Below are 12,580 nucleotides of genomic sequence, written 5' to 3'. Positions count from 1 at the left end.
TCAGCGCGCTCAGGCGTCCGCGTCCTGCCGTTTGCATTCATCGAGGGGGCAACTGCTGCAGTAGCCGACGCCGGGAAGGCGGTAGCGGATGCAGCAGATTCGCCGCAGGCGTTGCGGCTCGTCCTCGCCGATGTCGTGGTAGCGCACGGGGGCGAACAGCGGGTTGCGCCGGCCATCGGGGCGCAGGCGGGCCGTGAGGATTTTCCGGGCGGGCAGGGTGCTGTCGGGTTTGGCCAGGGGATGCAGGTCGATCCGCGTGGAAACGAACTCGAAGGTGTTGCCGGCATTGCTCCAGAACAAGCGGGGCGAAGCGCGGCTGACGCTGGCCAGCGTGTCGATGACCGGTTCCAGATGCTGTTCGATCAGCGTCTGGAATCGTTCGAAGGCCGTGCATTCAGGCAGGGGTTGCCCGGCGTCGCGCAGATGCAAGGCCTGTGGCCGGGCGTCGTCGCCGAGTTTCAAGCCGACGTCGTTCAGGGCGAGCGGCAGGTCCCGTTGCAGCAGCAGGTTGGCGGCCATCACCGGCGCAAGGAAGGTGCTGAAATACCACTTGGACCACAGTGACACCAGGGCCAGGCGTTCATCGGTCTTGTAGCGCGCCAGCATCTCGTCGACGAAGACGTTGAACGTCTCGCGCTGGAAGAACAGCTCCGCCGGCAGATCGCTGCGGGGCTGGCTGCGCAGTTGCAGCTTTTCTTCGAAGGCCACGAGCGGCCCGGTGAACAGCGGAGCAAGGCTGGGAATCATTGACTCATCCGTGACCGCGAATTGAGAGGGGTTATCGTTCAGAGGGGGCGAAGTATAAACAGCGCACCAGCGTCTTGCGACTGTTCGCCGACGCTGAAACAGGCGAGCAACATAAGTTTTTAAAATATTAATGAGAATCGCTACCATTAGTATTGTATCGTAGCGACCTTTCCCGTCATGCCAGTCAAGGAGCAAGCAATGAGTTTGGATAGCCCGGATACGCGGTTTCTGGTTGTCGTCAACGAAGAGGAGCAGTACTCGATCTGGCCGGACTACCGCAGCGTGCCCGATGGCTGGCGCACCGTGGACATGCAGGGCAGCAAGGAAGAGTGCCTGGCCTACATCGAGAAAGTCTGGACCGACATGCGGCCGCTGAGCCTGCGCCAGGCCATGCAGGCACAAGGACAGGGCTGATCGCCCACGACCGCGTTCTCATTTCAGGGAGTCAAAATGGAAAGTGTCCAGCCCCGTTCATCCTCCAGCGCCACCTTCACGCTGGAGCAGTTCCGCCACGAGGCGCCTCGCGAACTGAATACCAATCCCTACCTGCAACGCCAGGCGGCCCGGGAATCGAATGCGCGTTCCTATCCGCGACGCATCCCGCTGGCCCTGCAGGAAGCTCATGGTCTTTATGTGCGCGACACCCAGGGCCAATTGTTCATGGATTGTCTCGCTGGCGCGGGCACCTTGGCGCTGGGTCATAACCACCCGGTGGCGATTGCGGCCATGCGCCAGACGCTGGATTCCGGCTTGCCCTTGCACACCCTGGACCTGACGACGCCGGTCAAGGATCGCTTCGTCGAAGACTTGTTCAATGCCTTGCCGGAAACCTTCGCCCGTCACGCGCGCATCCAGTTCTGCGGCCCGACCGGTGCCGATGGCATCGAAGCAGCCCTGAAACTGGCGCGGATCGCCACCGGGCGCAAGCCGATCCTGACGTTCTCCGGCGGCTACCATGGCATGACCCTGGGCACGTTGAGCCTGATGGGCAACCTGGGGCCGAAGCAGGCGCTGGGTTCGCTGATGGCGGACGTGCAGTTCCTGCCATACCCGTATGACTACCGTTGCCCGTTCGGCATCGGCGGTGAAGCCGGCATCGATGCCGGGCTGCACTTCATCGAACAGCTGTTGAGCGATCCGGAATCGGGCGTGTTGCCACCGGCGGCGGTGGTCGTGGAAGTGGTGCAGGGCGAGGGCGGGGTGATCCCGGCACCGGTACGCTGGCTCCAGGGCTTGCGTCAATTGACGCGTAAATATGGCGTGGCGCTGATCATCGATGAAGTGCAGACCGGCCTGGGTCGTACCGGCAAGTTGTTTGCTTTCCAGCATGCCGACATCGAGCCGGACATCCTGGTGCTTTCCAAGGCCATCGGCGGCGGCCTGCCATTGGCCGTGATGGTCTATCGCGAGGAGCTGGACACCTGGAAACCCGGCTCCCATGCCGGCACGTTCCGTGGCAACCAGATGGCGATGGCCGCGGGCGCTGCGACGTTGCGCCATATCATCAGCGAAAACCTGCCAGGACACGCCGAGGTCATGGGGCAGCGCCTGATGGAGCAACTGCGCCAGTTGCAAGGCGATTACCCTTGCCTGGGCCAGGTACGCGGTCGTGGGTTGATGGTGGGCGTGGAAGTTGTCAGCGACACGCCGAGCGACAGCCGTGTTCCCGCTGCGGACACTGCATTGGCCCAGGCCATCCAACGCCAATGCCTGCGTCTGGGCGTCATTCTGGAACTGGGCGGGCGTCACGGCGCCGTGGTGCGATTCCTACCGCCGCTGATCATCCAGGCCGAAGAGATCGATGTGCTGGCCGAGCTGTTCCGGGTGGCATTGAACAATGCCCTTGCCGAGACCAAGGGCAGGGCGTTGCACATCGCTTGAGCAAGCGCTGGCCCTCAAACCGGCCAGCGCTGTCGTGGTGGTTGCTACTTGTAACGCTGCTCGAACACCGCCAGTTGTTCAGGTTTGATCAACTGGAAGGGCACCCACACCTCGGCTTCCACCGGCTCGCCCTTGATCATCTTCAGGGCTGCCTGCACCGCGCTGGTCGCCTGGGCCTTGGGATCCTGGAACACCGAGGCGACCAGCATCCCACGCTTGATCGCCGCCAAGCCATCAGGCAAGCCGTCGATACCGACAATGGCGATCTCCCCCTTGGCCTTGCCGGCCTGTTGCAATGCCATGGCCGCACCGATGGCCATCTCGTCATTGTTGGCGACGATGGCATCGAAACGGCTGCCGGCGAGCAGCCAGTTGCTGGTCAGGTCCATGCCTTTGTTGCGCTGCCACTCGGCACTCTGCTGCTCGACAACCTTGATGCCGGGAAAGTCCTTGAGCACCTGCTTGACCCCTTCGGTGCGGTCATGGGTGGCGTTTTGCGCAAGGTCGCCCATGATGATCGCGAGATTGCCCTTGCCACCCATTTTTTCGGCCAGGTAACGCATCTGCAATTGGCCAGCCTCGATATCATTGGACGCCACCGTGACCACGCCTTTGGGCAGGGTGCGTTCGTCCGGATGACGGTTGACGTAGACCAGCGGCGTCTTCGCCTCGACCGCCGCACGGGTGATATTGGCCGTGGCTGAGGTATCGACTGGCAGGACGATCACGGCATCCACTTTCTGGTTGATGAAACCCTGGACCTGGTTGAGCTGGCGAACCACGTCGCCCTGGGCGTCCTCGAACTGGATCTGGACGCCGTCCTTCTTGGCGGCCTCGTCCAGGCCATTACGCACATAGGTCATGAAGTTATCGTCGACCCTGGCGATGCTGACGCCGATGCGATAGTCGGCGGCGGCCCATTGGCTGACGAGCAGGAGCAGCGTGGCGAACAGCAGTGTGCAACGACGCATGATGGTTTTCCTTTTGTTGTTATGAAGTGAACGTCATCGAAAAATGCTTGCACGGGCCTCACCCATCCAGCGTGAAGGCCTGCCTGAAGCGCTCAAGCGCCGGCTCGCTGTCGCCGCTGGCCCAACCTTCGAGACCGACGACACCGCTGTATCCCATGCCGGACAAGGCCCTGGCAATCGCCGGATAGTTGATTTCGCCGGTGCCGGGTTCCATGCGGCCAGGCACATCGGCGACCTGGATTTCACCGATGGCATCGCCGGCACGCTGGATCAACTCGATCAGGTTTCCTTCGCCGATTTGCGCGTGGTAAAGGTCCAGGTTCATTTTCAGGTGCGGGCTGCCGACGGCTTCGATCAGCGCCAGGGTATCGTCGGCGCGGGCGAAAGGCGTGCCCGGATGGTCGACTTCAGTGTTGAGGTTCTCCAGCAAGAACACCCGGCCGGCGTCTTCCCCCAGGCGGGCGATTTTTTCCAGGGTCTTGCAGGCGCTCAGCCACATGCGACCGGTGGCCTGGGCAACGGGCTTGACCGGCAAACCCTGGTCACCCAGGCCGGTGCCGTGCAGGTTCAGGCTCGGGCAGTTCAATTGAGCCGCTATGCCTAAGGATTCCTGGGCGCTGTCGAGCAGTTGCCGGATGTCTTCGGGGTCGGTCAGGTTGCCCGCGATGTAGCCGGTCATCGACGTGAAGTCAGCGCCAGTGGCAGCGAGGGCCTGGATGTCCTTGGTCGTCCAGTTCCAGATCTCGACGCTGAAGCCCAGTGCATGGATGCGTTTGACGCGTTCGACAAAGGGCAGATCGAGGAAGACCATCTCGGCGCTGACGGCCAGTTTGAACGGTATGACGCTCATGAAAGCGCTCCTTGCACACGCACCGCCTTGCCTTGCTGGAAAGACTCGATGCAGGCACGGGCAATCGCCAGCGCAGCGCGCGCGTCTTCACCACTGGCAAGGGGCTTTTCGCCGCTGCGCACGCAACTGACAAAGTGGTTGAGTTCGGCCACGTAGGCGTCACGCAGCAAGTCGGTGTCCATGCGCTGGGTATCGGCCTGGATGCCACTGGCCAGGTAACGTAGCAAATCGGAGTCGTTGACGTTGCCCATGGTCAGCATGCCGGCGCTGCCGAACACCTCGCCGCGGACATCGTAGCCGTACACAGCCTGGAAGTTGGCCTCGGCGGTGGCAATGGCGCCGTTGTCGAATCGGATCGTGACCACCGCCGTGTCGAGGAACCCCTTGTGTTTGAAGTCTGGCGCAATCAACGCGTCGGCCATGACGAACACCTCGACCGCTTCGGCACCCGGATTGAGATAGCGCAACGTGTCGAAATCGTGAATCAGTGTCTCCAGGAAAATCACCCATTGTGGCGAGGCGGCGGGATTGTTCAGCGCTGGATCGCGGGTCAACGAGCGCAGTAGTTGTGGCGTACCGATTCGACCTGCAGCGACGTCCAGGTGCGCGGTGCGGAAGCTCTTGGCGAAGCGGCGGTTGAAGCCCACTTGCAGCGTCACCCTCGCATCGGCAGCGGCGGCAATGGCGCGATCAGCTTCCTCCAGGGTAATGGCCATGGGTTTTTCGCAGAACACGCTTTTTCCCGCCTGCGCCGCGCTGATCACCAGTTCGGCGTGGCTGCGGGCTGGCGCGGCGATCAGCACGGCGTCGATATCCGGGTCGTCCAGCAAGTGCTTTGGATCGGTGTAGACCTTCTCGACGCCCAATTCCGCGGCCAGTTTCGCGGCCTGGCCAGGCGTGGGGTCGGCAATGGCGGCAAGGCATGCGCCAGGGATGTGGCGAGCGGCGGTCAGGCCGTGAAAGCTGCCCATGCGACCGGCACCGATAAGACCCAGGCGGAGGGTGTTTGACGTGCTCATGGAATGACTCCCTTTTATTGTTGTTCGCGACTCGTTGTCGGTACACCGTAGGGAGCAAGCGCTGTGCCAGTTTATAACGTCTTGAAAATACTGGGTTTTATCGGCTGAGTGATCCTGGAAGTGTGCATTTGGATGACATGTCTATACTGACATGTCGAAAATATGAACATGGAGCCCGTCATGAATGCCCAGCCGATGGCCTTGGATGTTGAAGACCGTGACTACCTGACCGCCCTCGGCCCCGCGTCGTTGAATGGCGGTTCGGGCCCGGCGCTGGATGAGGCTTGGCGAGCCTGCTTGAAGGGCGTCACCGAGCGTCCTCCCGGTGTCAGGCAGGTGATCTGGAATTCCTGGCGGCGCAGCGTCGGTGCCGGCCTCGACCCGGACGACGGCGAATACCGTTTCGTCACGCCCGCTGAGTTGACCGCGACGTTGGCGGCGAACCGATTGTTGATAGCCGCCGCTGCGCAGGTCATGCGCGGCTTGCTGGCCTACAACCCCAACGGGCACATCAACCTGACCGATGCCGCAGGCACCACGTTGTATTTCTGCGGCCTGGACCTCACGCCCATCGGCAGCCGATTGCTGGAGTCGGTACAGGGCACCAATTGCACCGGGCTGGCGCTGGTTGAAGACCGTCTGGTGTATGTGCTGGCCGGCGAGAACTTCGGCGTCGGTTTGCGTCAGCGGCATATGCATTGCGCCGCCGCGCCCATCCGCGATTCCCACGGTCGAACGCTGGCGATGTTGACTTTGACCGCCGAACCCGGCTGGTTTCACTTCCACACCTTGGGCACCGTCCAGGCTGCGGCCGAAGCCGTCTCCCGGCAAATGACGCTGCATGCGTTGCTCGAAGAACAACAAACGGTCCTTGAAGTGCTCAACGAGGGTTTGGTGGTGCTGGACGAAAACGGTGACATCAAGGCCCTCAACCATTACGCCCGGCAGTTGTTTCGTGTCGACCCTGCCTGGCTGGGCAAGCCGTTCCAGAGCCTGGGACAGACCGATCTGAGCGGTGAAATCCTGCGCAGCACCGGGGAAGGGGTGCGGGACCTGGACTGCACGTTCGAGCTGCACGATCGCAGCCACCTGGCCTGCCTGGTGTCGGTCTGTCCCCTGGAGCAGGGCGGTCGTATTGTTTCGTTGCGTGAGAACCGGCGCATCCGCGAAATCACCCGGCGCATCATCGGCACCCAGGCCAGCTACACCTTCGAAACCATCCAGGGCCGTTCCCGTGCCATCCAGGACGCTTTGCACTTGGGCCGAATCGCCAGCCGCAGCGACTCGACGACCCTGATCCTCGGAGAAAGCGGCACAGGGAAGGAGCTGTTCGCCCAGGCCATCCATAATGCCAGCGAGCGTCGCGGCGGGCCTTTCGTGGCGGTGAACTGCGGGGCCATTCCTCGGGACCTGGTGCAGAGCGAACTGTTCGGCCACGTCGAAGGCGCGTTCACCGGATCTGCGCGCGGCGGCTCGGCGGGCAGGTTCGAGCTGGCCGATGGCGGGACGATTTTCCTCGACGAAATCGGCGACATGTCCTTCGATGCCCAAGTCAGCTTGCTGCGCGTCCTGCAAGAAGGCGAAGTGACCCGCGTGGGGGCGAAAAAGTCGTTGCGGGTCAACGTTCGCATCATTGCCGCTACCCACCGCAACCTGAGCCAGGCGGTGGCCGAAGGCGCTTTTCGCGAGGACCTCTATTATCGACTCAACGTGTTGGGCCTGACGGTGCCGCCGCTGCGGATGCGCCTTGAAGATGTGCCGATGCTGGCGCGGCATTTTCTGGCGCGTTGCGCCCGGTCGCTGCGAAAACCCATGCGCGATCTGTCACCCGAGGCGCTGGAGCTTTTAGGCGCCTACCACTGGCCGGGGAATGTTCGCGAGCTGGAAAATGTCATCGAGCGGGCGACCAACCTGGCGGCCACCGAGCTGATCCAGCCGAACGACCTTGCGCTGGAAATCAGGCAGGGAGGGCAGCCGTCGGTCCGTCACGCTGCTCCCGCGCTCCGAGCGGCCGCGGATCTTGGCACCCATGAAATGAACGCGATCATCGCAGCGCTCAGGGACACGCGGGGCAATATCCGCCTGGCCGCCCGGCAGTTGAACGTATCCCGTGGCGGTTTGTACAACAAGATGAGTCGATTCGGGCTCAAGGTCGAAGCGTTCCGTTCGGGTTTGGGCTGACCCAACCCCAAGCCGCATCAGCCTCGACCACGCTCGCGACCCAACGCCACCAGGCATCCGCCAATCAACAACGCTGCACCCGCCACCAGCAAGGGCGTGGGGCGTCGAGTCGGCTTGCGCCAACCGCCATCGACGCGTCGCTGGCCGCTGGGTGGGGCGAACAGATTGCCTGGAGAGGTGGCCGATGCCGGGCTGCGGTTCAGGCCCCGGCGCGTCAGCCAGCCGGAAAGTTGCGCGAATCCTGGCAACAGAAAGTGCGCCGCTCTTGCCAGTAACGCCGCACTGCCCACGGTGGTGGTGGGCTTGGGGTCGAGGGCGCAACTGACCATTGCCTCGGCGACGCGATGTGGGTCGTAGACCGGAGGCGGTGGCTTGAGCGCGTGGCCGGTGAAGTTGGCGCCATCGCGAAAGCCCGGCGTATCGATGACGGCGGGATAGATGTCGCAGACGTGGATGTCCCGGTATTCCCCCAATTCACCGCGCAAGGCCTCGGACAAGCCCCGCAATCCGTATTTACTCGCGGAATAAGCCGCCGCATAGGGCTGGGCAACCCAACTTCCCAGCGACAGCGTATTGATCAGGATGCCGCGCTTTTGCTTCTTGAAATACGGCCAGGCCACGTACGCGCCACGCAGGTAACCGAGCAAATCGGTTTGCAAGACCTGCTCATGGGCTTCCAGCGGCGTTTGTTCGAAATCGCCCACGGCGCCCACGCCTGCATTGTTGATCCAGATGTCGATGCGACCGTCACCGAACGTCGCGGCTTCGGCGGCTAGCGCCTGCATCTGCTCGCTGCTGGTAACGTCGGTGCACACCGCCAGCGCGCTGGCTCCCTCAGCCTCGCATTCTGCGACGACCTCATCGAGTGCCGCACGGTCGCGTGCCGCCAGCACCAGGCGTGCACGCTGCCGGGCGAATGCCTGCGCGGTGGCACGGCCGATTCCGCTGGAAGCGCCAGTGATGACGACAAGTTTTTCCGCCAAGGGAGACGACTGGGTGTCATGGCTGGAAGCGGATCTTTCCCCGGGATGGTCGATCTCGAGTCGCATGGGCGTCAGCTTCAGGCGCACGCCGTCCGCCATGATCAGCGTCAGGTCTTCGATGGTGCCGGCGACCCTGTCGGGGTACACCGGCTCGCCCTCGGGATCGAGCTGGTCATAGAGAAACTTCACGCCCTCCAGCCAGCCCACTGCCGTGTTCAGTTCAGGGCCCAGGTAATACTTTCCATCGAGGAAGAAGCCGGGGAAATGCGGCGCTCGCTCGACGCTCTCGACGGCGTAGCGTTCGCCTGCCCTCATGCCGGTTGCCGGGGAAATCATGATCAACACCTCCGCTCTGTTGGTTCTGCGATAGAGAGCTGGGGTGAAACAGGGGTTCCATTGAAGTGAGGAAAGGAAGTCCGAGTGAACCGTGGCTCATTTCCGTCAGTCATTTCTGTAGGAAGTGTCCACATCAAGGAGCCTCAGATGCGTTCTGTTTATCTCGCCAGCCTGTCCTTCACCGCGCTGCTCTGCGCCGCGTGTTCAAGCCAACCTCCCGCGATCTGGAGCTACGAGGACGCGCAAAGTCGCCCCCCGGTGCCGCCCGACCAGGCGTACCCCGAGTTGTTTGAAGCGGTGCAAGGCAAACAGCTGTTCACTGACCAGAAACATTTCGTCGACGCGCTGCCCAAGCGCGATCCCGCGCAGATTCATGCCGATTACCTGGCACGTCGCGACAGTGCAGATTTTGATCTCAACGCCTTCGTAAAGGACAACTTCATCGAATCCGGCCAGGCTGAAAGTCCGGCGCCGAAACCCGGTGCGCCGATCAAGGAACACATCGACAACCTCTGGCCGGTGCTCAGCCGAACCTTCACTCAAGTCCCGCCCTACAGCAGCCTGCTGCCCTTGCCGCAGCCGTATGTGGTGCCCGGCGGTCGTTTCCGGGAAATGTATTACTGGGACTCGTATTTCACCATGCTGGGTCTGGAGCAAAGCGGTGACCGGCCGCAGGTTCGCCAGATGACCGAAAATTTTGCCTACATGATCGACACCTACGGGCACATTCCCAACGGCAATCGCACCTACTACTTGAGTCGGTCGCAGCCACCTTTCTTCGCCTACATGGTCGAGCTTCAGGCGCACATCGAGGGCGAGCAGGCGTACGGACGCTACCTTGGGCAATTGCAGAAGGAATACGCCTACTGGATGGAAGGCGCGCAAACGCTCAAGCCGGGTGAGGCCGGGCGCCATGTCGTCAAGCTTGCCGACGGCAGTGTGCTCAACCGCTATTGGGATGACAGCCCCACGCCTCGCCAGGAGTCGTGGTTACAGGACGTCAAGACTGCTGAACAGGCGCCCGACAGACCCAAGGAGGACGTCTGGCGAGACTTGCGCGCAGGTGCCGAAAGCGGCTGGGACTTCAGCTCCCGTTGGTTGGGGGATGGCAAGACCCTGGCGACCATCCGCACCACCTCCATCGCGCCGGTGGACTTGAACAGCCTGATGTATCACTTGGAGCGCACCATCGCCAAGGCTTGTGAAACGGTGCGGAACACGCCGTGCACCCGGGCCTACGGGCAACGCGCCGAACAACGCCAGCGAGCCATCGAGACGCACCTGTGGAACGCCGATGGCGGCTACTACGTCGACTACGATTGGCAGCAGAACCGCCAGCGCCCGGCGCTCACTGCCGCGACGCTGTTCCCGCTTTATACAGGCCTGGCTTCCAGCGAACGCGCCACCCGTACCGCCGACGCGGTGCGCCAAGGCTTGTTGCGTCCTGGCGGCATCGCCACTACCCAGGTGAATAACGGCCAGCAATGGGACGAGCCCAATGGCTGGGCGCCGCTGCAGTGGGTCGCGGTCGAAGGCTTGGAGCGCTACGGACAAACGGGCCTGGCACGGGAAATCGGCAGCCGCTTCTTGCAACAGGTCCAGGACCTCTATGGCAAGGAAGACAAGCTGGTGGAGAAATACGACGTGTCCGGACAAGGCAGCGGCGGAGGAGGCGGCGAATATGAATTGCAGGACGGCTTCGGCTGGACCAACGGCGTGACGCTTAAATTGCTGGGCAAATACGGCGATTGAGCCGGGCCACTTCAGTGCTATTCTTCGCAAAATTGCGAAGAATAGGGCTGTAGTAGCGTCCATGAACACAAGTCGTGATCAATTACCGTTGCCGGAAGACCTCAAGGTGTTCCTGGCCGTTGTCCGAAAAAACGGCTTTGCCAGTGCCGCCGAGGCGTTGGGTTACTCGCCGGCCTATATCAGCAAGCGCATCTCGGTATTGGAGTCGACGCTGTCGACCCGGCTGCTGCACCGCACGACCCGACGCATCGCGTTGACCGACGACGGCGAGCGCGTGCGGGTCTGGGCGGAAAAATTGTTGGGTGATTTCGAGGAGTTTGTCGGCGAAATCGCTCGGGCTCGGCATCAGCCCACCGGCTCATTGCACATCTGCAGCAGCTTCGGGTTCGGCCGCAATCATGTCGCGCCGGCCATCGGCAAGCTATCGCAGACGTATCCAGGGCTCGACATCCGCCTGGACGTGTTCGACCGCGTCGTCGATATCGTCGGCGAAGGGTTCGACCTGGAGATCCGCGTAGGTGATGACCTGCCGGGCCAGCATCTGGGTCGCAAGCTGGTGAGCAACCGGCGAGTGCTCTGCGCATCCCCTGAGTACTTGCGACGACGGGGCACGCCGCACTCCCTGGATGACCTCAAGGACCACGATTGCCTGGTGCTCAAGGAGCGCGATAACGCCTTCGGCATCTGGACCTTGAGCAAGGATGGGCAGTCGGAGACGGTGCGCGTCGGCGGCCCGTTGTCCTCCAACAGTGGTGAGATTGTCCTTGAGTGGGCGTTGAGTGGCGGCGGGATCCTGTTACGCTCGATGTGGGACGCTGGGCCGCTGTTGGAGCAGGGGCGGCTGGTTCAGGTCCTGCCGGCTTATTCGCAGAGTGCCAATGTCTGGGCGGTCTATCCGACGCGGCTCAGTCAGTCGGCGAAGCTGCGGGTGTGCGTCGAATTTCTTGAGGCGTGTTTTCAGGATCTGTCGGTTGGGCAGCCGGTGCAGGCATAAAAAAACCGCTTGGCCTTTGCAGGCCAAGCGGCGTTTTGGGCGCAGCGTGAAGATTTACTCTTCGATGTTGCCCATGGCAGTGGTGTTGAAACCGCCGTCCACGTACATGATTTCACCGCTGATGCCCGACGCCAGGTCCGAGCACAGGAAGGCGCCGGCATTGCCGACTTCTTCGATGGTGACGTTGCGACGCAGCGGGGTTTGCGCTTCGTTGGCGGCCAGCATCTTGCGGAAGTTCTTGATGCCGGAAGCAGCGAGGGTGCGGATCGGGCCGGCCGATACGCAGTTCACGCGGGTGCCGTCCGGGCCCAGGGAGCCGGCCAGGTAGCGAACGCCAGCTTCCAGGGAAGCCTTGGCCATGCCCATGACGTTGTAGTTCGGCATGGTGCGCTCGGCGCCCAGGTACGACAGGGTCAGCAGGCTGCCGTTGCGGCCTTTCATCATTTCGCGACCGGCCTTGGCCAGGGCCACGAAGCTGTAGGCGCTGATGTCGTGGGCAATGCGGAAGCCTTCACGGGTGGTGGCTTCGGTGAAGTCGCCGTCCAGCTGGTCGCCCGGGGCGAAGCCCACGGAGTGCACGATGCAGTCCAGGCCGTCCCACTTCTTGCTCAATTCTTCGAAGACCTTGGCGATTTCTTCGTCGCTGGCCACGTCGCATGGGAAGCACAGCTCAGGGCTCGAACCCCAGCCTTGCGCGAACTCTTCGACGCGACCCTTGAGTTTGTCGTTCTGATAAGTGAAGGCAAGCTCAGCGCCCTCGCGATGCATGGCGGCAGCGATGCCGGATGCGATGGACAGCTTGCTGGCGACACCGACGATCAGTACGCGCTTACCGGCGAGAAAACCCATGTGTTGCTCCTCTTTCA

11 protein-coding genes are annotated in these 12,580 nt (G+C 62.4%); 5 read left to right on the top strand and 6 right to left on the bottom strand.

Going from position 1 to position 12,580, the window contains the following annotated elements:
• Positions 1-9: 9 nt before the first annotated feature.
• Entirely contained in the window at positions 10-747 is a 738-nt protein-coding gene (fhuF, locus tag J3P79_RS14645) for a siderophore-iron reductase FhuF (protein ID WP_434603568.1), read from the bottom strand.
• A gap of 198 nt (positions 748-945) precedes the next feature.
• On the opposite strand from fhuF, the gene J3P79_RS14640 reads away from it, so the two are divergent.
• Both J3P79_RS14640 and J3P79_RS14635 read left to right on the top strand, forming a co-directional pair.
• Positions 946-1,161, top strand: coding sequence for an MbtH family protein (locus J3P79_RS14640; protein ID WP_249874525.1), 216 nt, complete (start codon positions 946-948; stop codon positions 1,159-1,161).
• A 36-nt stretch (positions 1,162-1,197) separates the two neighbouring features.
• A complete protein-coding gene (locus tag J3P79_RS14635) occupies positions 1,198-2,628 on the top strand; it encodes a diaminobutyrate--2-oxoglutarate transaminase (RefSeq protein WP_434603566.1) in 1,431 nt (476 codons plus the stop codon).
• Positions 2,629-2,672: 44 nt separating this feature from the next.
• Here the strand turns inward: J3P79_RS14635 and J3P79_RS14630 are convergent, their stop codons facing one another.
• From J3P79_RS14630 to J3P79_RS14620, 3 genes are read right to left on the bottom strand one after another with little or no spacing between them, the layout of a single operon-like run.
• Positions 2,673-3,599 (bottom strand): sugar ABC transporter substrate-binding protein, encoded by a 927-nt coding sequence (locus J3P79_RS14630; protein ID WP_434603564.1) that lies wholly within the window; start codon positions 3,597-3,599, stop codon positions 2,673-2,675.
• Between the two features lie 58 nt (positions 3,600-3,657).
• Entirely contained in the window at positions 3,658-4,449 is a 792-nt protein-coding gene (locus J3P79_RS14625) for a TIM barrel protein (RefSeq protein WP_434603562.1), read from the bottom strand.
• Entirely contained in the window at positions 4,446-5,468 is a 1,023-nt protein-coding gene (locus J3P79_RS14620; protein WP_434603560.1) for a Gfo/Idh/MocA family oxidoreductase, read from the bottom strand. The genes J3P79_RS14625 and J3P79_RS14620 overlap by 4 nt, the downstream gene beginning before the upstream one ends.
• 180 nt (positions 5,469-5,648) lie before the next feature.
• Between J3P79_RS14620 and J3P79_RS14615 the strand changes: the two genes are divergently transcribed.
• Positions 5,649-7,649 (top strand): sigma-54-dependent Fis family transcriptional regulator, encoded by a 2,001-nt coding sequence (locus tag J3P79_RS14615; RefSeq protein ID WP_434603558.1) that lies wholly within the window; start codon positions 5,649-5,651, stop codon positions 7,647-7,649.
• 17 nt (positions 7,650-7,666) lie between these two features.
• Here J3P79_RS14615 and J3P79_RS14610 read toward each other — a convergent pair whose 3' ends face one another.
• Positions 7,667-8,968, bottom strand: coding sequence for an SDR family oxidoreductase (locus J3P79_RS14610; protein WP_434603556.1), 1,302 nt, complete (start codon positions 8,966-8,968; stop codon positions 7,667-7,669).
• Between the two features lie 147 nt (positions 8,969-9,115).
• On the opposite strand from J3P79_RS14610, the gene treA reads away from it, so the two are divergent.
• Together treA and J3P79_RS14600 are read left to right on the top strand one after the other, a co-directional pair.
• A complete protein-coding gene (gene treA / locus J3P79_RS14605; RefSeq protein WP_434603554.1) occupies positions 9,116-10,720 on the top strand; it encodes an alpha,alpha-trehalase TreA in 1,605 nt (534 codons plus the stop codon).
• A 61-nt stretch (positions 10,721-10,781) separates the two neighbouring features.
• Entirely contained in the window at positions 10,782-11,714 is a 933-nt protein-coding gene (locus J3P79_RS14600) for a LysR substrate-binding domain-containing protein (protein WP_434603552.1), read from the top strand.
• A 54-nt stretch (positions 11,715-11,768) separates the two neighbouring features.
• On the opposite strand, the gene fabI is transcribed toward J3P79_RS14600, so the two are convergent.
• Complete coding sequence (gene fabI / locus J3P79_RS14595; protein WP_003202751.1) at positions 11,769-12,563, bottom strand: enoyl-ACP reductase FabI; 795 nt, start codon at positions 12,561-12,563, stop codon at positions 11,769-11,771.
• Positions 12,564-12,580 lie beyond the last annotated feature (17 nt).

Source organism: Pseudomonas sp. R1-7, assembly GCF_051132105.1.
Classification (GTDB): Bacteria; Pseudomonadota; Gammaproteobacteria; order Pseudomonadales; family Pseudomonadaceae; genus Aquipseudomonas.
The sequence above is the reverse complement of the archived record's forward strand: the minus strand, read 5'-3'. Positions and strand labels throughout refer to the sequence as shown.